This window comes from Niveispirillum cyanobacteriorum, from assembly GCF_002868735.1.
Lineage (GTDB): Bacteria > Pseudomonadota > Alphaproteobacteria > Azospirillales > Azospirillaceae > Niveispirillum > Niveispirillum cyanobacteriorum.
Window position 1 is genome coordinate 25,155 of the sequence record NZ_CP025615.1, and the last position, 24,439, is coordinate 49,593.

Consider the following 24,439-nt stretch of genomic DNA (forward strand, 5'->3'; position numbering starts at 1 on the left):
TCGACCGGGCGTCAGGCAGCATGGGGGGGGATGGCAGGGCCTGCCGTGAGTGAGGACAGGCTGTTCAACAAAGCGAGACCATCACTATGGATGGCGGTGGTAGCGGCCGCCTGGATGACGCTCGACAGAGCCGCCTTCCCGGTCGGCATATCGAGGCTTGCACTGCGGTCGGCCAGACGCAAAGTCAGTCGAACCGTCTGGCGCTGACCATCGCTGGTCTGCGCAGTGACCTCGACCACCATTCGGGCGGGCGCGTTGGCTGGCGGTGCTTCCCGCAGGAAGAAGGTGCCGGTTCGGGCATCAAAGCGCAGCCAGGAAGGCAGAGCCTTGCCGCCAGGCATTGCAGCAGCCACGGTCAGACGACCATCATTGCTGACGAAGGTCCCTGCCGGCAGCGTAAAGCTGGCGGTGCGGGTGGCTGGATCCAGGACCAGTCGACCCGACGGTTCGGCATTGCCGATCCGCAGATAGGGTTTTGCACCTGGTGCTGCCTCGGTAACGGTTACAAACCCTTCCGGTTGGCTGATCTTGAGATCAATGCCGTCTATGCGGGCAGGCTCCAGCGCATCGCCGAACAGGCCCCGGCTATTGCCGATGCCGGCCACGATAATGGGCTTGGCTCCAACCATGTTGGGATCGCTGCCCAGATCCGCTGCCGGCGCTACCAGCAGCGGTGGGGCGATTGCCGTGCTTATGGCAGGCAGCCCCATATCCGGTAGGGCAGGGGGAGGCAGGATCACAACCGTATCCTGGCCAATGGTCAGGCTGGTCGTGCGGGTAGCGGTGGCACCCTGACGGTCAGTAGCAGTGATCGTCAGAGCCCATGTGCCGACAGCGTTGAAGTCGGGGATGCCTGTGATTGTACGCGTTGCCGCGTCATACCGCAGCCCCTGGGGCAGGCCCGTCACAGACAAGGTCAGGCTGTCGCCACTATCCACATCCGTGAAGAGGCCGTCGGGCAAACTGACACCGTAAGCCCGACCAGCAGTACCATCGGTAAGGCCGAGCACCGTACCGGTTACCGTCGGCGCATCGTTGCGCCCTACGATGGTGAAGCTGGCCGTAGCAGTGTCCCGGTCACCTGCACGATCAGCGATAGTGTACGTGATCGTGTGGGTGATCCTGGCACCGGCTGGCATGTCGGCATAGAGGCCGCTGGTATCCAAGGTGAAGGAACCATCGGCCTGGATGGTCAGCCGGGCACCCGTCTCCAGGGTAAAGCTTTGGCCCACAAGGGTTACCTGACCATTGATGCTGGTGATCCGGATGACATCACCAGCATCACGGTCAGTATCGTTGGCCAACAAGCCTGTCGCAGCATTACGGACCAGCATGGTGCCGGCGTCGATATTGACCAGATCATTGCCCGCTGTCGGGGCAAGATTGGTTATGACCGGGACCGTCAAAGTCCTGCTGACGGCCGGTGTCGTTCCATCATTGGCAGTGACGGCGATGCTGGCTGTCTGTGTACCTGTCGGCAATGCCAGGGTGAGACTGGCCAGCGTGCTGTTGATGGCGGTGGTGCTGCCTGACAGGATCAGAGCCCCATTGGCGCCACGGCTGACTGTCACATCGCTGACAGTGCCAAGGGCAAGGGTTCCGCTGCTGGGCGTCAAGGTGACGGAAAGGCTGGTGCTGTCGCGATCCGTGATGCTGATCCCTGGTACCAGCCCCGCATTGCCAGGCCGGATAGCGGCGAGGCTTGGCAGCGTGATACTGGGCTGTGCCGAGACCGTCAGGGGCAAGGTACGATCCGCATCGGGCGACCGGGGGTCGTTATCGACCGCCTGTACACGCAGAGTGGCAGAAGTGGCATCAGCTCCAGCGGTAAAGCGCAACCCGGCCAGGGTGGCGTTCAAATCCGCGATGCTGCCATTGAGGCGCAGAGCGCCCCCGCCAGCATCCGTTACAGCCACAGTACCGACAGCTGTCAGGGCGATGGAGCCGTTGCCGGGGGTCAGTGTAACCGACAAGCTATCCGTGTCAGCGTCTGTGAGGCTGATGCCAGTGACCGAGGTGCCAACGCCAGCGACAACCACCGGACGGTTGGGGAATGTCACTTCCGGCGACTGCACCACTTGGATGAAGACCAGATCGCTATCGTTCGGGCTGACCGGGTCATTGTCGTCGGTGATGATGCGCAGGCTGGCCTCGCGCACCGTCTTGGAGCCGGTAAAGTCAACCGTTGCGAGGCTGGCGTTGACGTCAGCTGTAGTTCCCGAGATATGGACTGTACCATTGGCATCACGGGTCAGGGTAGCCGTCCCGAAGGTCCGCAGGCTGACCGTGCCATTAGTTGGGACGAGGCTCACGGTCAGGGTTGGACTGTCGGTATCATAGACGCCGAGACCAATGATTTCTGTGGCCACACCTCCCAGGACGACCGGCTGCACAGGCAAACGGTTCTCTGGTGACTGCGCCACACGTACATTGAGGGTGCGATCGAGATCGACGGTTGATGTGTCCCCGTCACTGGCGGTAACCCGAAGGGTACCGCTCGTGCCGCCGGCGGACGGCGTGTAGATCAAGGTCGCAAGGGTCGCGTTTACGTCCGCAACCGAACCCGTCAGCGTCGTCACGCCATTGCTGCTGGAAACCGTTGCAGGTCCGATCACAGCGATCGCGCCACCTGTCGGCGTCAATGTAACCGTGAGATTGTCGCTGTCCCCATCCAGGATGGCAAGACCAGGTACTGCCGTGCTGACACCGGCAAGGACAGCGATGCTGTCGGGCCCGGCATAGGTTGGGGTCCGCGGATCATTATCCAGGATAGTGGCACTGACGGTCGGCGTACGAATGTCGGCGCCATTGGTTGCATTGGACAGCGTGAGCGTAAAGCGCTCGTCAGCTTCGATGGTCGTATCACCGGTCACCTGGATGGTGATGGTTTTTACCGCTTCCCCATCTGCAAAAGTGACTGTGCCGGCGGGTAGGGTGCCACCGAAATCAGCCGCATTGAGACCACCATCTCCGCTGATCGCCCAGTTCACACTGGTGCTTCCAAAAAGGCTGCCGCTACGGGTGACCTGGAAGCGATAGCTCGTGGTGCCCGTATCCGCTTCGTCCAAGCTCGTATCGAGTGCTGTGACAGCGATGCGGGCCGGTACAATGGTGCCAACTTGAGCCTGGGCAATTGCCTGGTCCAGCGCCGTGCCGGTAAAGCCGGCCAGGGCCGTGCTGAGATTGCCATTGGCAGCGCCAGTGCGGATGGCCAGGGTCGCATCACCCTGGGCCACGACCTGGACGCGTGCCATAGCGGTCAGACGCTCAACGGCGGAGCCGCTGCCATTCTCGGCAGTCTCGACCCGGCTATTGGCCTCACGGATCATCTGGGCCGTACCGGACAGCAACCCGGCTGCCGGTGAGAGACCCAGGCGGCTGGCCGCGTTGGTGAGAACAGCCTGAACTGTGGCCTGATCGGCGAAGTTAATCACACCACCAGCAGGCAGCGCGTTGATCGCGTCACCGATAGCCGCTGTGATGGCATTGCCGGCAGCACCCGTGGCGAGCGGGGTTGGTGACAAGCCCGTGAGCAGAGCTGAACCCTGAACGAGCAGGATCGAGAGCTTATTGGCTTCGCTTTGGGCACCCAGGGCTGCCGCAATTTCACTGGAGGTGGACCCTGACGCCGTAGCCAGATCAATGGGATCGGTGTTGAACAGGTCAAAGCTAGAGGAAATCCCCAGTGCTGCTTTAACCTTTGTCGCAGCAGCGGTGAAGCCGGCATCGGATGCCGAGAGGCCCGCCGTACCGACAACCGCCGTCGTAAGCGGATTGATCACAGTGGCGCGAGGCGGAGCTTCATAGACGCCGTCAAAAGTGATGCCCGTGGAGACGTCACGGCCGCCGACCATGATGTAAGGTCCGCTGCCGCCGCCGATTTCATAATTACCGGCGGCATCGGTAATGACATTCACCTCGCCATCATCCAGAACCCCGTTGCGGTTCGCATCCGCAAAGACAAGAGCTCCCTGGATGTAACCGTCGATGGTCTTGCCGCGGACGGTATTGACCAGAACATCAGAGAGGTTGAGCGGTCGGCCGGCACCATCACGCAAGGCGAACCCGCTGACGGCATTGTTGCCGGCCACATCTTTGACAGTACCGCCAAGTTGGCCGGCGATGGTGATGCCATCCCGGTCAACGTCACCAGCCTGTACCGTATAGGTGAACGTGAGACTGCTGCTGCCGCTGCCCGAAGCGTAAGTTGCCAGACGGACATTGCTGCCGATCAGCAGCGGTACCGTCCCACCGCTCGTGACATTGACATTCTCACTGAAGGTTAATGTCACCGAGAGTGTGTCGCCGGGGAAGTAAGAGCCGGGTCCCGGAGGGGTCACGGCGGTGACACGCGGCGGTGTGCGGTCCTGATCGCGATCAAGAATAGTGGCCGAGGCGGTAGAGGGATCGTTCACACGTGGTGTCAGTGTCAGACCGTTATTGCGCAGGTTCTCCAGTGCAACCGTGAAGGTTTCATCGCCTTCTGTCAGGCCATCGCCCACTACATCAATGGTAACGATCCTGCTGCTCTCACCTGGCCCCAATGTGACCGTGCCTGTCGGCAAGGTGGTGCCGGCGAAGTCGGCAGCGCTGATCCCAGCCCCGGCCTCGACACGGAAATCGACCGTGATGGTTCCGGTGGTGGCGGGATCGGCACCAGCCGTACGATAGATTTCGAAGCTGAAGCGCGTAATGCCATTGCCCAACGGCTCGGCCTGCACCGAGGCGGTGCCAGCGGCATTACGGATCCCAATGATCTGCTCTTCGGCGATCAGGACTTCCACCGACCCCAGACGCAGGCTATTGCCGTCACTGATTGTGTAGGTCAGCGAGCCGGCATCACCCAGGAAGCCGGTATCGACATCGAACTGCAGACGGGTGAGGTCAGCCGGGCTGAGCGTATCCCCCACGGAGACCCGACCACCATCCCCCCGCAGGGTGATGCCGTTGCTGGGGAGCCCCGTGATGGTGATGGTCAACGGATCACCGTCGGGATCGCTCGGCTGGTCGATCGACAGGCCCACTGCATCGGCATTGCGGGCAATGATCACCTGCTTAGGCGGCTCCGTGACGGGTTCGTTATTGAGCCCGGTGATGGTGAGATTAACAGTGCCTGTGCTGGAGAGCCCTGCCTTGTCGGTAACAGTATATGTGAAGCTGTCGGTTCCGGTCTGGCCGTTATTGAGGCGTCCGTATACACCATTGGGGTCATAGCTGTAGGAGCCGTCGGCATTGACCGTCAGCTTGGCACCAGAGGCAAGGGTAATGGCGGTACCGATGGCATCGCTACCATTCACCGCCGTAACGCGCAGCACATCGCCAATGTCGGCATCGGTGTCATTGGTTAGAACATTGCCACCCAGCACATCGATCTCACGGACCGTACCGCTGTCGTTATTGGCGACCGGGGCCGTGTTGGAAGCGGCAACCGCCAGGCTGACGGTCAAACTACTCGCAAGGCCACCACTATCGGTGGCCGTGATGGTCACGGTCTGGTTGCCAACATCGGTCGGTGTCGGGGTTCCCGACAGAGCTCCTGTTGCCGGGTCAATGACAAGCCAGGAAGGACCAGACACGCTATAGATCAGACGATCCGTGCCACCGGGCACAATGTCAGGATCGCTGAACGCGCCATTCGGCAAGCTGAGAGTGAAGGCCTGACCCTGAACAGCACGGGCATCGAGAGCCGATACGGTGGCAATAGGCGCATCATTGACGCCGGTGGCCGTGTAGCTGACCGTGCGTGTGAGGTTGATGCCGTTGGATCCTGTGATCGTCAGCGTAATTTCGGCGGTCCCAAAGCCATTCGCCACCGGCAGAAGACGCAATGTGGGCGCCCCATTCACGATCTCAACGCTTGCGACCGCCAGACCCGGGTTGCTGCTGGAGGCTGTAATGGACAGCTGGCTGACAGGAATGTCAGGGCTGGTCAGTGGCAGGGGAATCGAAATCGGATCACTATCCTCGGTAACGCTGATGGCCGACAGTTCTCCCAGAGTAGGCGGTGTGGGGACCAGCGTCAGGCTTAACGGGTTCGACAGGATCACCCCGCCGCCGTTGGGCTGTGTCACCTGTAGCTGCAAGGTGCGATTGCCGAAACCATCATAGGGACGGTCCAGCGTCACGGCTTGCACCTGACCCGTGCCGATCCCAACCGACACGAAGCCGCGACCGTCACCCCAATCGACCGCCAACTGGCTGCCCGGCGGTCCACTGATCTGGACGGTTGGCTGACGATTGCTGGTAATGCCATCACCGGGCGTGCCGGTATCAGAGCCTGGATCCAATGCCAGGCTGATATTATCGGGGATTAGATTCAGCAGCGCGGTTGCCGTCACAGGCGAGGATTTGTTCCCAGCCGCATCCTCAAGCTGGACCGTGACAGTCAGCGTTCCATCATTCAGGCCCTTGAGGTCAGGCAGCCCGATACTGGAACCATTGCTGAGCGTTCCCGTTCCTGTGACTGGTGTCCCCCCAGCCGCAGAGGTGATCGTGTAGCTATACTTGGTGCCGGGCTCGCTGCTGCTCAGCGTCAGGCTCGCACCTTGTGCCGCAATAATGGTCGCATCACTGAAGCTCACACTACCCGTCGGTGGGGTCCGGTCAAGCGTAGTGGTGGCAGCCAGAGGGCTCGTGCTTTTGTTACCGGCTTTGTCGGTCTGGTCTAGGCTGACAGTGAGGATGCCATCGCCTAGCGCAGAAACGTCGGCCAGGGTGATAGTGCCGCTATCGGATGCCCAAGTGCCACTGCCCGTGACGGATCCACCACTCGATGACGTGACGGTATAGGTGTAGGTGTCCCCAGCCTTGACACCGGAGAAGCTCAGGCTGGTGCCTTTGGCGTCGGTGGCGCTCAGCAGATTGTCAGCAATGCTGATCGTGCCGGTCGGCGGGGTCTTGTCGAGCGTAGTGGTGGTGGTGACGGGGCTGGCACTCTTGTTGCCGGCCTTATCAGTTTGGTCCAGGCTGACAGTGAGGGTGCCATCGCCCAGCCCAGAAACATCGGCCAGGGTGATGGTACCGCTGTCGGACGCCCAAGTGCCGCTGCCGGTGACGGATCCACCGCCCGATGAAGTGACGGTGTAGGTGTAGGCATCCCCGGCCTTGACGCCGGAGAAGCTCAGGCTGGTGCCCTTGGCTTCTGTCGCGTTCAGTTGGCTGTCAACGATGCTGATCGTGCCGGTGGGCGGGGTCTTGTCGAGGGTGGTGGTCGTGGTGACGGGGCTGGCACTCTTGTTGCCGGCCTTGTCGGTCTGGTCCAGGCTGACAGTGAGGGTGCCATCGCCCAGCCCAGAAACATCGGCCAAGGTGATGGTGCCGCTGTCAGAGGCCCAGGTGCCGGTGCCGGTGACGGATCCACCGCCCGATGACGTGACGGTATAGGTATAGGTGTCACCGGCCTTGACGCCTGAGAAGGCCAAGCTGGTGCCCTTGGCGTCGGTGGCGTTCAGCAGATTGTCAGCAATGCTGATCGTGCCGGTGGGCGGGGTCTTGTCGAGCGTAGTGGTGGTGGTGACGGGGCTGGCACTCTTGTTGCCGGCCTTGTCGGTCTGGTCCAGGCTGACAGTGAGGGTGCCATCGCCCAGAGCAGAAACATCGGCCAGGGTAATGGTGCCGCTGTCGGACGCCCAGGTGCCACTGCCTGTGACCGATCCGCCACCCGATGAGGTGACGGTGTAGGTGTAGGCGTCACCGGCCTTGGCGCCAGAGAAGGCCAGGCTGGTGCCCTTGGCCTCCGTTGCGTTCAAGAGAGTGTCAGCGATGCTGATCGTGCCGGCCGGCGGTGTAGCGTCCAGGACACTGGTTGCCGTGGCGGCTGTCCCCACATTGTTGGCCTTGTCGGTCAGCGTTACCGAAAGCGACAGAGTTCCGTCCTTGAGGCCGCTGATATCGCCGACACTGACGGTCTGCGTCGCGGACGTCACTGCCCCCGTCCCGGTGACTGATCCGCCACCGGTGCTGGTGAGTGTATAATTGTATGTCGTGCCAACCTCAGCAGCCGTGAAATTCATGGTAAGCGCACTGCGCTCGGCGGCATTCACAAGATCATCGGACAGGCTGACCCCATAGCCCGTCGGGGCCAGATCGTCAGTAACCGTGATGGTGAAACTGACTGTCGGCGTATTGGGCGGGCTACCACCGTCATTGGCGGTGATTCCCAAATTATAAGTCCCAGCCAAAATCTGTCCCTGCGTCACCAAGCTCTTGCCACTGATCGTGAAGAACCCGGCACTATTCCCGCTGGAGATCGTGTAGGTTTCGTCACCTGTCCCATCGATGTCATCCAGGGTAAAGGTCCCAACCGTCCCGCCGGCAAGGGCCGCTTTCTGACCGATCTGTGTGTTGGAAAGCCCCAAGAAGGTCGGAGCGTCATTGACGCTCGTGACCGTCACCGTTGTGGTGCCCGTCGTGGATTTAGTGCCACCACCACCAGCAAACCCATCATTCAACGTGGTGACCAGAACCACTGATGGGCTGGGAGTGTTCGAATTGTTCTCATAGGTAATAGACCGTAGCAGCTCCTGGACCAGCGCCCTCGTGGCGTCTCCGTTACCGCTGAAAGATAGGCTCAGTTCACCACCGCTGTTCTTGGTCACGGTGCCAATGGTATTGCCATTGACCACGATGTTGCCACCCACCGTGAACGCGCTGACAGTGCCACTTGCTCCGAACAAATCCTGGCTGTTGGCGCCCCCCTGGCGGGTAATGGTCAGGCTGCCATTGTTGAAATAGCCGTTATCACCAACCTCCTCATCACTCACAGTCGCCGTCGAATTGATGACAACGCCAGTCCCATTTTCCGTATAATTAATCTTATTATCGAAGTTCCCCAGCACTGGTGCATCATTCAGACGATTGTAAGTGATACCCAGCGTTTGGCCGGCCAGGACGACATTATCCTTATCCGTCACACTCAGTGTGATGCTGTCATCAAACTCCGTGCCGCCATGCTTATATTTGATCTTGTTGTCATTAATGTCGGCCTGGGTGAAGGTCGCGTTGAGGGCAAGGGTTTCGCCATCATCAATGACCCCGTCGCCATCCGCATCCTTGAACAGCGTCCCCTTGGTCGGTGCGGTCGTCAGCTTGTAGACAAGTTGGGACGTTGTCGAGCCTTCCGGGTCGCTGGCAGAAAGGTTGCTGCTCCCAATCGTAATCAACGCACCTTCATCAACGGTGGCGCCGCTCTTTGTCAGCGCCGGTGGCCGGTTGCCCAGCACCGCGATGTCATTCCCGCTGTCGCCCGCCATGTTCAGCAGGTAGGTATCGTTGAGGACAGCATTTGTCACCAGGGTCGTACTGCTGTTGGAAACAGCGTCGGACCCGTCATTCTTGATCAGCGTGATGGTATTGTTGCCCAGCGAATAGCTGTTCAGCGCAGTCACAGTGATTGCAGCATCTGCACCAACGGTCACGGTGCCATCGGCAACGTTGATCTGGTCGAAATCCGTACCGGCCGTCGTCTTGCCCTTGACCTGGAACGCCGCCGTGCCGTTCAAGGTCAGGTTGCCGTTGTTCAGGGTGAAGGTACCGACACCGTCATTGTCGGTGCTGAGGGAGCCGGGGGCGAGTGTGCCGCCCTTATCCACCGTGACATCACCGACAAAAACCGTCCCCTTGCCGCCCAGCGTAGCGCCGGATGCAACCTTCACATCCGCCTCAATCTGCCCATCAATCAGCAAAGTGCCGGCATTAACATTTGTCAGGCCCGTATAGGTGCTGGTCCCCGTCAGGATCAGCGTACCCGTTCCCGTCTTGGTCAAGTCTGTGCTGCCAGAGATCACACCGGACAGGGTGAGGGTATTTGCGTTATTGACCGTGCCCCCGCCAGTGCCGAGCTCAATCGCGTTGCTCAGCGTGACGTTGCTGCCAGTGACAGCCAGAGTGCCGCCATTCAGCTTGATCTGCCCGCTACCAATGTTGCTGGCATCGGTAATGGAGAAGGTGCCCGTATGGTTAGCGGCAGTGATCAAGCCGCCGGTCCAGTTGCTGGCGGTTCCGGACAGTTTGATCGTCCCGTTCCATGCATTGGTCAGCGTATAGCTGTTGCCGCCCGCGCTGATGCCGCCAGAGAATTCCAGCGTGTTGTTGCCCGGATCTACCAATGTGTTGCCGGTCAGGGTTACCGCACCGCTGAAGGTGATGGGACCTGACGCAAATCCAGCTTGGATCGCGCCATAGCCGACCCCAACACCCTGCATGACGACGTTGTTGGCGATGGTGACAGCATAGTTAAAATCAAGATGCGCACCATCACTGATGGTCAGCGTGCCATAGGCATTGCCATTCCCGGAATCGGGGCCACCCAGCGTAGCCGTGGCGCTATTGATGACAATGGAGCCTTCACTGATCGTGGTGTTACCTGTGTAGGTATTGGCTGCATTGAAGCTCAGGCCGCCGGTGCCGGTTTTCACCAACGATCCGCTGCCGCTGACCACGCCACTCCAGGTGGCATAGGTGGAAGCACCCACCTCGATCGTGCTGTTGCTGGCCAGGACAATAGCGTTGGTGCCTGTCATGCCCGCGGTCACCCGCAGCGTTCCACCACTCATGGTCAGGGTGCCAGAACCCAGATGCGAGGCATTGGAAATGCTGAGCTTGCCGTCAGAAACGGTGGTCCCGCCGCTATAGGTGTTGCTGCCGCTGCCAGCACTCAGAACCAGGGTGCCACTACCGGTCTTGGCCAGGCCACCGCTGCCTGTGATGGCCCCCGACAGGGTCAGTTGATTGTTGTTGGTGGCAATGGTCGCATTGCCATTCAGGATCAGACTGTTGCCCAGCGTGATGGTACCAGCCGTCCCCAGGGTGGGGAGTTGCAGGGTGCTGCCGCTAGCCAGAGTAATCGAGCCGGTATTGGCCTGCCCGGCAGCAATGGCGCTGCTACCGATCTGTAAGGTCCCTTTGCTGACAAGGATATTGCCTGCAAAAGTGGAGGAATTGCTGCTGTTGGTAAGTGCTACCGCATTGCTGTCAGCGGTATTGGCGATGGTCAGGGTTGTGCCCGCCGCCGACGTAATCTGGCCGGACAGGGTATAGCTATTCCCGCTATTGCCCAATGTGCCGCCGTTGCTGCCAATGCTCAGCGCATTATCGATGGTCGTGTTGCTCGTGACCGACAGCGCACCGCCATTCAGGGTGACGGTACCAGCCAGCAGATTGGCATCGGACGCAACCGAGACCGTCCCGCCCTGCAGGGTCATGGTGCCGGTACCCGTCTGTGTCCCCGACAAGACCAATGTACCAGCCCCGGTCTTAACCAGATTGCCAGCCCCGGCAAAGGCGCTGCTGATGGTGGCTTTGTCGCCGCTGCCATTTGTAATGGTCAGGGAGTTTCCGGTCCCAATGGTCATGGTGCTGCCGGCGATAGTCAGCTCATTGGCTCCATCCAGGTCCAGCGTATCGCCAGCACCGGCGGTCACCCCACTCGCAAGTGTAATGTTCGACTTGTCGGCCAACACCACCTTGATGGTGTCCACCCCTGTCTGTGTCACACCCCGCGCCAAAGCCTCGCGTAGCGAGAAGCCGTCCTTCCCGTCGCCATCGGCATCATCGCTTGTATTATCCACGTAAATCGTGCTGCTGGTCACGGTGACGTCACGCGACGTCGCACCATTACCAGCGTCCGTAGCCGTGAAACGGATAATGGCATCGCCATAGGGCGTGTCATTGCTGTAACCGATAGACCGGACAAGCGCCTGTACCCGCGCATCCGTGCCATTGGCGTCAAAGGTAAAGCTCAACGTGCCGGTGGCACTGGTATAGGTCCAGGTGCCAAACTGTGTCGCCCCGTCGGACACCGTACCGTTGCTGTTGGCCCCCTTAGCAATGCTGCCCGTGAAGCTCAACCCCGAACCCGTCAGCAGGCTGAACACATCATTGGCATTACCATCCGCTGTGCCCGTCCCGGTCACGCGGTTGATCGTCAGGCTACCGCCATTCCAGGCATCCTCCGGATCATCAAGCGTCGCACCTGTCGTCGCCAGCCCATTCGCCGCATCGGCAAGGGTCACCGTATTGCCGGTCCCGGCATCGCTGCCATTCAGATCCAAATCAGGCGGACGGTTGCCCAGAATCGTGATGTCGTTACCAGTGTCACCAGCCAGGTTCAGAAGGTAGGCGCCGCTGACGGTAACATTCGATGCCAGCGCCGTGCTGTTATCAGTGACCGCATCCGAACCATCATTGGCAATCAGCGTGATGGTGTTGTTGCCCAGCGAATAGCTGTTCAGCGCCGTTACAGTCATCGTGCTGTTGGTGCCAAGCTCTACAGCACCTAGAACCACGATCTGATCGAAATCCGTCCCAGCCGTGTCTTTGCCCTTGATCTCGAAAGCCGCTGTACCGGCCAGAGAGAGATTACCGTTGATGGTCAGCTTGCCAATACCATCGTTGGTCCCGGCAACACCGGGATTGATGGTACCAATGACGGTCATGGTGTTTGTTGAGTTGGTGGCAAAGATGCTGCCCGTGCCCCCAATCGTGCCGCCGGTATTCACCGTCACGCCACTGGTCGCACCCAGCGATCCGTTGACGATCAGGGTCCCGCCATTGCTCACAGAGGTAGCCCCCGCGAAGGCGTTGGTCCCAGACAGGACCAGGGTCCCGGCGCTCACTCCCAAATCGCCTGTCGCGGTATTGTTCCCCGACAGGATCATGGTTCCTGCACCGGTCTTGCTGATACCAGAATTATTTCCACTGATGACGCCGGAGACGGTGAGAGTGCCCGAGGTCACCGCATAAACTGTATCCGCCGTCAAGGCTATGGTGCCGCTGATCGTTCCCGAGGTCCCCGCAAACCGGATGGCCCCGGTGTTTGAGCTACCAAGACCGCCGACCGTCAGGTTCTCCGCCAGCGTCACACCGTCGCCGACCCCCAGGCTGGCACCACTGCTGACCGTGGTGCCAGCCGTCGTGCTGCCCAGGGCGTTGTTGTGATTGGCAAGCAGGTAACCGACCGATACCGTGGTGGTGCCGGTATAGGTATTGTTGCCGTCCAGTCGTAGAGTGCCGCCACCGGCCTTGGCCAGATTGCCGCTGCCGCTGACCACACCGCTGATCACCAGGGTACCGGAGCCGTTGGTTGTACTGATCGTGGGGTTGGCGGCCAGGGCCACCGCACCCGACAGGGTTGCCGTACCGCTGGTCGTGTAGGACAGCGTCCCCGACAGGCTGATATCTTCGGCAATCGTAACCGCACTGCCGATCGCCAATGTGGCACCGCTGGCGACGCTGGTGCCGGAAGTGCTGCCGCTGGCCCCCAGCGCGTTGGCACTGGATGCCGTCAGCGTACCGGCATTGACCGTTGTCGTCCCGGTATAGCTGTTGTTGCCCGACAGGGTGAAGGTCCCTGCACCCTCCTTACGGATGCCACCACCGGTGCCCGAGATCGTCCCGCCGAATGTGGTACTGGCCCCCCCCCCACCCGTCGTCAGTGTGTACGAACCCAGAGTGACGGCAGCGCTGTTATTACTACTGGTCAGCGCCTTGATCGTATTGTCTTCTGTCAGGGCCAGGGTGGCCCCTGCCTCGACAGTCACCCCTGAACTGGTCGACAGGGTGCTGCCGCTCTGGCTAAGCGTCAGGGTTCCGCCAGACACCTTGGTTGCACCCGTAAAAGTATTAGTCTCCGTCAGGGTCAGGTTGCCGCTGCCAGTCTTGGTAAAGCCACCCGCCCCACCGATCACCCCGCCAAACGTTGTGTTGGTAGATGAGCTGACAGTCAGGGTTTGGCCGCTGCTGATCGAAATCTCTGTCGTAGCCGTACTGGACCCGGAAATGGCACCGATGGCTTCACTGTCCGAAACCGTCAGGGCACCAGAGCCGGAGAAGGTAATCGCCGAGCCATTGCCGATGGCGTTGCCACCAGACACGGCCAGCGTGCCCGCGGTTAGGTCCCAGTCGCCGGAATGGCTGTTGCTCGTGTTGGAGACAGTAAGCGTCCCCGCCCCCGCCTTGATGATCTTACCGCTGCCGGACAGCCCGCCCGACAGGGTGACGGAACCTGAATTGGAGATCGTGGACGTGCTAGCAACCGCGATATTGTTTCCAATCGTCGTCGCAGTACCCGTGTCCAGCGTACCTCCATCCAGCGTCACTGAGCCCAAGCCAAGGCTGTAGTCATTTGACGTGGCGGAAACTGTACCCTCTTTGATGGTCAGTGTACTGTCCCAATCGCCATTATCGGCCGACAATGTCAACTTGCCATCACCGGTCTTGACCAAGGCTCCGCTGCCTTGGAGTTTGCCGGTCAGGGTTAAATGTCCGCTGCCGGTCTGGTTAATGGTAGCAGTTGTATTCTCGTCACTGATGACAATATTATTATCAATGGTAATAACGCTGGTGGTGGTGGTAAAGACAGCACCATTACTGAGGTTCACCTCACCACCGCCAAGGTTGTTGTCGGAGCTGACTTGCAGCGTCCCGGCGGTGGCGGTGATTTTATTCAGGCCAGTGTTACTATCATTGTTGGTACCACCAAGCTCCAAGGTGCCAGCACCGGTCTTCTCAAGTGTGGACACATCCGAACCGTTATCGGCCAAATTAGAATTGATGATCAGCCGGTCGCCGGCCGCGACATTCACACCAAAGTTAGTGCCCAGGGTCAGTTGCTGGCCCGTAATGGTCAGGGTGCGGGCGTCCGTATCACTATCCATCAGCAGGGTCACACCGCTGCGGACCGGATACGCACCACCTAGGGTAATGGTACCCTGCAGATTGCTGGCAAATCGGATCGTGACGGCTGTCGCGCCATCGCTGATAGCGGCGTCCGCATGATACAGCGCCTCGCGCAAGTCGAGGCCGCCGCCATCGACAATATTCTGCGAGACAGTACCTGCGGGGCTCGAACTATCAATAGCCGTCACCGTTACGATCAGGTCATTGGTGACGGTGATGCTCAACTGCTTCGCAAAGGTCGCATTCCCGCTATCCGTCGCCTGCACCCGGATGCTGTACGTTCCGACGCTCAGGGCATCATTGCCCACACTTAGCTCACCGTTACTGATCGTGAACTTGGCATTGTCGGTATCGCCCGTCCCACTGACCAACGTGAAACTATGGGTGTCGCCCATATCGACATCGGTTGCGGTCAGGGTACCGACGGTGGAATTGGTACCGCTCAGGATGCTGACGCTGTTGTTCGACAGGGTAATGCCGGTGGGCGCATCGTTGACAGCGGTGATGGTAACGGTGCTCGCAACGGAGAGGCTGGTTGTGTCCACCCCGCTATTGCTGGTGCCGCCACTATCCTTGACAGAGGTCAAGGTAACGGTGCGTGTGCTGCCGCTAGGGCTTTCGCTGCTGTTCTTGTAAGACAGCGCGTTGATATAGCCCGCCCAGTTCGCCGTGCTTGCCGTCTTGCTCAGGGTCACAGTAGCGGTGCTGCCCGAGACCGTAATCGCATAGCCGATACTGCTGCTGGTGGTGGTGCCGGTGGTGCCATTGGTCAGGGCTATCTCCTGACCGTCTAGGGTCAGGATCTCGCTGCTGCCATTCGCTAGGTTGGCGACGGTCAGGACCGTCTGGACGATGCTGTCCGCCGCCTCCACTGTGCCAAATGTAGCCCCGCTGAATAGGGTGACCGCGGCTTGATTCTCCGTATAGGTGGGATTGGCCGCTGTGGCAGTCAGGGTTGGTGCGTCATTGACACCTACCACTGTCACGGTGGAACTGATCAGCGCGCCTGTAGTGGTATCCTGGCCGCTGTTGGCTGTACCACCATCATCTTTGATGGAGGTGATGGTCACTACCCGATTGCTGCCGGTGGTCGGCTCCTGACTGCCGTTATAATAGCGGAACCCGGCCAGATAGGTATTCCAGTTTGCTACAGTCGCCGTCTTGGTCAGCGTGACAGTCGCCGTAGTGCCAGTCACGCTGACGGAATAGCCGATACTGGCGGTGCCGGTGGTGCCTGTTGTCCCATCGACCAGGGAAATATGGGTCTGGTCGATGCCCACTGTATCGAGATTGCCATCGGCGATGTTCGTTACGGTAAACTTGATCTCAGTGATGTTTTGCCCGGTCTCAGTCGACAGGGTCAGGCCAGTAAACAGGTCACTGCCCTGCGCTGCTCCTTCCGTGAAGGTCGGATTGGCTCCGGCACCCGCGCTGATGGTCGGCGCATCATTGACGGCAGTGACGGCAATCGTGCGGGTGGCGGCGGAACTGGCATTACCCGCCCCATCGGTCAGGGTAAAGCTGACCGTGCGGTTCGCCGTCCCCGGATTATCGGAGGTGTTGTCGTAACGGATGGCAGCGATAGTGTCCTGAATATTCTGGGCCGTCGCCGTGCTGAGGAAACTGATCGTCCAGCTTGAGCCGTTCGTGACATTGTCTTCCGTCACCGTGCCGATATTGGTGGTGCCGGAGCGCAGATCGGTGCCGCTGATGTTGATACCGGTGTTGGTGCCGGTGGGCAGGGACAGACGGTCCGCTGCCTCGTTATTGGTGGTAATCTGCACGGCCAGCGAGGCCCCGCCGGGCGACAGGGTCTCCGTCAACGTGGCCGAACCGGCGATGGCCGAGGCGGTGCCGTTTTCGGTATAGGAGAAGGCTGTGCCATTGGGGATCGTCACCGTCGGCGCGGTCGTGTCGATGGTGATTGTCAGCCCAGAAGACGCCGCCGAGACATTGCCCGCCGCATCAGTCGCCTTGACGATGATCGTGTGGGTGCCTTCGGAGAGCGCGGAAGCGGTGATCTGTGCCTTACCCGAACCGTTGGCCGTCAGGGTACCTATCACCGTCGTGCCGTCAGTGTCATAAAGCGTCAGCGACGCGTTGGCCTCGGTGGAAATGTTGAAGGTCGGTGTGGTGTCGTTGGTGATGTTGTCAGAGCTGGAGGAACCGCTGTCAGTGCCAGCCGTCATGTCCGGCGTAGACGGCGCATTGGGGGCGGTGGTGTCGATGATGATCGCCTTATTCGCGCCTAGCGAATTGGTGGCACCAGGGGTGGCCAGCGTTAGCAGTGCCGTCGCCCCGCCGCTGGTGGCGACAATGGTGCCTCCGTTCAACGCCAACGCCGAAGTGGAGATATAATCCAGATCGGCCGAGGTATCGCCCGCCTGCACTGTATAGGTGAAGGTCAGGGTGCTGGAGCCGGAACCGCTGGCATAGTTCACGACACGATCCGTCGTGCCGGTCTCCAGGGTCAGTTGCGGCGTACCGGTCACCGTCACCGCCTCGCTGAACGTCACCTGAATCGAGACGGTGTCACCCGCATTGTAGGAACCGTCATTGGTGGAGGAGGTGACACCGGTGACGGTGGGGCCGGCGGGAACGGATGCCGTTCGGAAGCTGATACCAGTCGAATCGCGCATCGCCACCGACGTGGCATTGTTCGTACCGCCATCAACACTGGCCGTAAAAGCACCCGCATCCACCTCGATATAGATATTGGTGTCGGCGGGCAAATCGGACGGGTCGATGGTGACGCGGCTGCCGGAAACCGTGACCGACGATCCAGCGACGTCGATGGTCTGGATCAGGCTGTTGGTGGTGGCGTTATAAATGTGGACATTGCCGGTGCCCTTGCCGATGGTGGAGCCGAAATCCAGAACAATGTTGGTGCCCACGGCCACGTTGACGGCACCGTCCAAGGGACGTGATTGGCCAATGAATTGGAACTGGGTGGCACCATATTCGTAGGCGCCAGCATCCGGATTGCCGACATTGCGCAGGAAGCCGCGCTGGTCGGTGGTGGGCGCGCCTGTGCTGGTGCCGAGATTGGTCGCGCTGCTGCTGGAGCCGATGGCCCTGGTCTGCGTCGGACCGCCGCTCGCCGCGACTCCGGACAGGCCTGGCGCTGTGGTCGTATTGCCTGTTGCTGTGTCAGCGCCCTGCACCACACCGACGACGTTATTTGTCACGATCGCCGTCTGGACGGCATCGAGAGTACCTGACAGAAGGTCATCAAAACGCAAAACTACGTCAGTACTGGAAGTGCCATAGATAATAGAGTTTTTAATTGTAAAATTGTCACTATTTCCATCGGTATTACTATACAGCATAAGTTGGAGATTGTTGGGATGACCTGTAACATTATTTGAAATTGTCGAATTAATTACCTGAACAGTATACGCAGCGCCAGGTGCGTCCCCAAATTCAGACTGAGGGCCATTGTTGGTTGTCGGGAATATATTATTGGATATTGTTGAGTTTTCAATGAGTATACTCCCGCCGTCAACCCAGTCATTATTCTGGAAGAAAAACGCTACGCCACCGGCAGCGAAATTAGCGCCTGTAATTTCGCTGCGGCGGATAGTCAAATTAACAGCTGATGTTGAGAATGCGATCTGGGAGCCATTTGCCTGACCTGACGAGATTCCTGCCGTACTCATATTGATGAAGCGGGAATCCTCAATCAAAACAGACGAACCCGTAAAGTAATAAGGAAGCGCTACATTGTCGAATGTCGAATTAATGATCGAAAGTATGGGGCCGACGGAAGATGGCTGGAAAGAAGGATCATAAAGACTGATGCCGACACCCAGGTAAGTCGTAGAGTTAATATCATTCTCCAATCGGACATTGGATAGAATGATGTTAGAGACAACCAAATTTTCACTGGAAAGTATGACGCCATTAATCGAATTGGTGTCAAGCATGTTCCCGAACTTGTTCAGAGTCAAACCTTCAAGGCGGACTGTGCTGAACGTAGCGTCGTTGCCGTCGTTGATCTGAACAAATCCAATATCGCCGGTCCCATTATCGTCTGTGTCGCCATCAATGGTGATGACATCGGCGCCGGGCCCGCGAACAGAGAGACTACCGGTGATGGTCGGCAGAGCCGATGACAGCTGGATGGTGCCGGACAGGCTGGATTTGAACACGATGGTGTCCGCACCGGCATTCTGATTCGACCAGTGGATGGCCTCGCGTAGGCTCAACCCGCCGCCATCGGCAGTGTCGGCGGCGAGATCGGCACCGACACTCGCGTCGTTACCGCTGTCCAGCAGGGTGGTCACCGTGTAGATCGTACCGGTGGTGTCAGCGGATACGGATATCGTGGCCGTGCTTGCGGTTGAGGTGCCACCATCGCCGTCAGTCACTGTGAAGCTGACCGTGCGGCTAGTATTGGCCGTGCTGCTGGTGGCATAGGTGATGTTGGCCATCAGCGCGGCCACAGCCGTCGGCGTGGCGCTGCTGTTGAATGTCACCACCAGATTGCTGCCGTTGCCACCGGTAAAGGTGCCGATGGTCGTGCCACCATAGGTAACATTGGCTCCGCTGACCCCGATCAGCCCAGCACTAGTCCCCTGGTTACGGATGCTCAGCGTATCGGTACCCGCGACTGCGGTGATCGCTACGGTCAGGGTGCCAGTATCGAAATTGGCGCTGTCCGTGTCGGTGACCGACACCAACGTTCCTTGGTCGATAACCCTCGCCCCACTGCTGGCTGTATAGGCTAACGCGTCACTGCTTAGATTGGCTATGGTGGGGGTGGCGTTGACCCCGCTGACCGTGATACCGTTGCTGGCTACATCGGCAATGCTACCGCCGGTAATCGGCCCATTCCAATCGTCGGCGGCAGCGATGTTATAGGTGGTACCACCAACCGAGGAGGTGCCATTGGCATTCAACAGGGCATCTACGGCGGTCTTGGTGCCACCGGACAGGGTGACGGTAAAAGTGGTAGCGTCAGTGATTTCGACAGCACCGGTCAACGCCTGGGTGCCGCTCGCCTGGCCGGTAATTGTCAGCTTGGTAAGGTCGATATCGTTACTGGAACCAGGTTGACGCACCAGATTGGTGCCGGTCACGGTCAGAACACCTGTCGATGCATCATAAGTCGACGATGTGATAGTCGGTGTCTGGGTGTTGCTGACCGTCACGCCGTTGCCGGTCAGGTCGGCATTACCCGTCCCATGCCAATCCGCCGCCGCTGCAAGATTATAGGTGGTGGACCCTGCGGACGAGGTACCATCCTTGTTCAGCAGCCCTTCGACATTGATCTGATCGGTGGCGTTCAGGGTAATACTGAAACTGGTCGTGCTGCTGGCGGTGATGGCACCGGTTTCGGTCAGCGTATAGGTGCTGCCACCCTGGCCTGTCAGAGTCAGCTTGGTCTCATCAATCGAACCGCCGTTGGTAAGGTTGGTGCCGGTGACTGTCAGGACATTGGTAGAGGCGTTATAGGTAGCGGAGGTGACGGTAGGGGTGGGCGACGTCGTCGTCAGGTCGACCTTCGTCACCGACGCCTGATTGTTGCCAGCGGTATCGGTGGCGACGAAATAAACGTCGTAGGCGGTGCCAGACGACAGGCCGGTGACGGCGCTGAAGCTGGGCGTAAAGGGGGCGGTTGAGGCGGTGGCATTACCACTCGCCAGCGCTGTGGTGCCGCCGGCATTCTGCCCCGCCTTCACCTGCGCCACCGACGGCGCCGTGGCCCCGTCGGCCACGACGACGTAATAGACCGTACCGGCCTCGTTCAGGCTGGCGGAGGGGGTGAAGCCTGAGGTTGTCGCACTGCCCGCCGCGGCGGCCACGTCGAAGGTGGGGGCGGTGGTGTCGGCGGCACCTCCGAGATCGAAAACGACCGAGCCGCTCCTCGCCTGGAAAAGTGATATAGTGACCGTGTTCGAAGCAGCGCTGATCGATCCCGTAGTCGTTCCAGAACCGGAACTCATTCCGGTAGCATTGGAAAGAGTATTATTTCTCGTAATGGTAGTATATTCCGCAAGAGCGCCCGATGAAAATTGAATATCAAATGGTGCATTTACCAAATTTTGATCCTGACTTCCAATTGTAATTGTTATTCTTCCAATTGACGGGTCAATATCCACTGTAACGCCGCTCACCTGAATAGAAGATGCACTTGTAAATTCAACTCCGCTATCAATATTTACCCAACTGGAAGCAAGGAATTCTGGGTCGCCAAATCCATAGGGGTCGTAAATGTAAAGTCTGGCCTGTGCTCCGGTAAGCGACAAGTGGTGGTCGTATTCTTGCTCACTAAGGAAATTAGTCTCGATCGTCCCCGTGGATTTCTCAAGATCCCAGTCGCCGTTGAGCAGGCTGCTTCCAGTCAGGTCGTTGGACGCCGCGACATCCGCTCCGCTCAGGTCGGCGACCTGGGCGATGAACGCCTGTCCGTCTCCGGTGGCCACGTTACAGCCGTAAAGCAGCAGGTCGCCGTTCTCCGTCAGCGCCGCTCCCACCGACGTCAGATCGGTGGCTCGCGCCCCGGCCGTGGCGGTGTCGAGTATCAACGTGCCGAGCCGGACTACCCCCTCGGCCCCGTGACTCAGCACATGGATGGCGTCATAGCCGGACTTGCCCTCAGCCCAGGCAGCCATCTGGGCCAACCCATCTTGGTCGGCATCCAGCAGTACCACCTCAATCCCCGGGGAAATACCATCGCGCAGCACCTGCCAATCGACGACGGACGTGTCAATGAACGCCACCTCCTTGTGGGGTGCGTCGGTTACCGGGGATACGTTGTCACTGGACAGGCGGGACAGAAGGTCCGCCACCGGATCGGCATGGTCTGCAGCCAGCGCCTGCGCTGTCGTATCCTGTTCCACCGACACCGCCGTGGCCACCATGGCCGCGTCGAACATCATCCGTGGTTCCAGGGCCAGCACCGTTGACGAACGAAGGGAACGCTTAGCACGCGGCTTGGTGGAGCTGACCTTGGACATTCACATCCCCCCGATGAAGCAACCGACATCCCTGTCGACTGTTCAAATTTACCATTCAGGTCAAGCATATATTGCAATATCAATGCATTAACACTCGATCTGACAGTCAATCATAACATAAGCAAGTGAGAGTTGTGAACAATCTGGTTCTCTCTGGCTGGATGGCGCACCAACGCCATGCCACGGGACGCGCGAGCCCACCTGATGGCCGGTCGAGCCTCTCTGGCGTGCTCCGTCAGAATAGTATTGCTTCGGTGAATGGATCGATGAATGCAATAGTATTCATCGATGTGCCGACCGCCAGATGCGCTTAGCCCGTGTGTTTATCAGGCCCACCGTGAAGCTGTCTCATTGCCGGGCCAAACAGGGGCCAGCTCAATTCGCCAAAAAACAAACAGCCTGAGACTTATATTTTATCGTTTCCGCTATGCAGATTTTGGGTGTATTTATATCCAGACTCTGCCATCTTTCCGTTTTCTGTATATATGACATCTGGTGGGATTGTGGGGGGGCGGCAACGGCCTAGTCCTCATGATGCATCCTTTTGATCCTCACCTATCACGGGGTTTCAGTTGCCAGCGCCTTTCTCCGACGGCTTGACCGGGCGGTAGGTTACGTGCCCTCGGTTGCACGCGGCAGCGGTCGCAACCGCCCCCTTTCTCCATCCGTCTCACTCAACAGGTACCAGCATAATTCTGATAAAAGGAAGCGAACCCATGCGTAAGATGTTCCGTTCCGCTCTTTTCGGTGCGTCGGCCGCCGTCGCTGCGGCTATTGGCCTTGCCACACCGGCCGCCGCCTGCAATAGCGAGCCTTATATCGGTACAATCTGCACCTTTGCTTTTGACTGGTGCCCCCGTAATTACATACAGGCCGATGGCCGGACCTTGGCGGTAAGGGAATATCAGGCGCTGTTCGCGTTGATCGGATTCCGCTATGGCGGCGATAATTCGAGCAATTTTGCGATCCCCGATCTGCGTGGGCGCAGCGCGATCGGCACGGGCACGGGGCCTGGCCTCCAAAATATCGCCATAGGGGCAAAGGTGGGGCAGCAGCAACTGACGCTGCAGTACACCCAAGTGCCGCTGTACCCGCATACCCATACAGCGACGTTTACGGGCACGGGCGGCGGCGGTTCGGGACCGCTGGCGGCCAGTGGCACGCTCACCCTGCCCGTCACAGGCACAACAACCGGTCAGACACTGAGCGGAAATGCCAGCCTTCCGGTCACGGCGGATGCGAAGATCGGGACGTCTACGCCGGCAGGGGGCACTGCGACACTGTCCAATAATGTACCCCTCAAGACCGCCACGGGACCAGCAGCCCAAATCTACGCTACGGGAGGCGCAAACAACGTGACTGTCGGTCCGGCCGGCGGTGTCACGGGTACGGCGAGTGGCCCCCTTAACGGCGTTACGGTCAGCAATGGCACCATCAGCGGTACAGCCACGGGAAATGTCAGTTTGCCCGTCACCGGTGCCACCGGCATCACCGGCGGCACTGTCACAGTCAACCAGGCGTCTGCCCCGGCTACCCAACCAGTTTCAACACAATCCCCAGCTCTGGGTCAGACCGTGTGCATTGCCGCCAATGGTCTGTACCCTGACCGGCCGTAACGTTGCGCCCGATTGAGGGCTATTTCTAAGCTCGCGGTGTGTACAAAGGTGGCCCCGCATGATCGGACAGCTTGGCGGCAGGAATACGCTAATCCGGTTGTCGTTACGCCACCACTTTGTTGTATGAGCCTGTTGACGATCCTGCCGGGGTTAACTCCGGCAGGATCGTCAAGCCGGTTTGATGATATGCTTCGTCAGGTGTCCGGCCTGGGAAGCTCTGTCCGGGCGAGACGTTGTTCAAATCCCTTCTTCACTGAAGCGGCAAGGCTATCCGGGAAATCCTGAGGCATTCGGGCGCATGCCTCAACAAATGCAACTTCCCTGATATTGGCGACCTCCTGGAACACTGTCTCCACCTGCGAACGGGAAAGGCCGGCCGCCAAACCCGTTTCGAGGAAATGGCACCCGAAGATGTCCCCGACCCGGTAGTGACGATTCTTACCGACACGCATGGCCAACGTCATCTGCTTGGATTGGATATGCCCAGCGTCGAGGCCGGGCTGAACCGTCAAAACATCGTAGAGCGGCGTCATCGTGAACCGGCCGCCCGGCGTCAGGGCGATACTGAAGTTCTTCGTGTGGCAGTCGGTCGCCCCAATCAACCAGAACAGCACATGGGCCTTGAAGAAGGTGAACGGGTTCCATAGGGGGCATCGCTGGCCTGCAAAAGCCGCGTGATCTCGACGATTCCCGGACCGCCCTCGCTTTGATACTTGCGTACTGGCGGACTGGAAAGTGCCTGGCAGCAATCCTCCTGCAGCAAGCGGATCAGGCGGCCATCTTTTGTCCACGGCCGATCAAATCACTCCACTACCAGCGTCTTGATCCCGCTGAATGTGATGATCTCTGTGTGTGCCACGGGCGACCCGAAGGCCTCTAGCAACCTCAGACAGAGATGCTCATTATCTACGCTGTCCGACAAATCCATCCCGTTGGGTAGGGTGCCGATTGGAGGGGGCAGGATATGTGTGGTTGGCGTCATGCCAATCGGCTTTATCCACCGGCCTTAGTGCCACAGTAGCGCTGTCTTCTCCTGCGCGCCTGCTACGGAAATTCGGAATTGGCTGTCGCGGGGAAGGCCCAGCGGTGTGCGGTGTAGGTCCGCCAACATGGCCCCAACCTCTTCTTCCGACAGGGGCGTGCCTGAGATAGGGTTCGTTGCTACCGGTTCTTCGCCATCGGGCA

At 59.4% G+C, this 24,439-nt stretch carries 3 protein-coding genes; 1 reads left to right on the plus strand and 2 read right to left on the minus strand.

Translation table 11 applies throughout. The features are described 5' to 3' along the window. Nucleotides 1-11: 11 nt before the first annotated feature. The gene (locus C0V82_RS26145) at nucleotides 12-21,638 is read right to left on the minus strand and encodes a DUF4347 domain-containing protein (protein ID WP_102115402.1); all 21,627 of its coding nucleotides are present in this window, start codon (nucleotides 21,636-21,638) and stop codon (nucleotides 12-14) included. Between the two features lie 716 nt (nucleotides 21,639-22,354). On the opposite strand from C0V82_RS26145, the gene C0V82_RS26150 reads away from it, so the two are divergent. Beyond that, the gene (locus tag C0V82_RS26150; RefSeq protein WP_211108020.1) at nucleotides 22,355-23,254 is read left to right on the plus strand and encodes a phage tail protein; all 900 of its coding nucleotides are present in this window, start codon (nucleotides 22,355-22,357) and stop codon (nucleotides 23,252-23,254) included. A gap of 194 nt (nucleotides 23,255-23,448) precedes the next feature. Here C0V82_RS26150 and C0V82_RS27705 read toward each other — a convergent pair whose 3' ends face one another. Then, nucleotides 23,449-23,868, minus strand: a complete 420-nt coding sequence (locus C0V82_RS27705) for a HipA domain-containing protein (RefSeq protein ID WP_211108021.1) — start codon at nucleotides 23,866-23,868, stop codon at nucleotides 23,449-23,451. Nucleotides 23,869-24,439: the final 571 nt, after the last annotated feature.

Coding starts and splice junctions, on each gene's coding strand:
- C0V82_RS26145 (WP_102115402.1), bottom strand. CDS start 21,638: ATGTCCAAGGTCAGCTCCACCAAGCCGCGTGCTAAGCGTTCCCTTCGT.
- C0V82_RS26150 (WP_211108020.1), top strand. CDS start 22,355: ATGCGTAAGATGTTCCGTTCCGCTCTTTTCGGTGCGTCGGCCGCCGTC.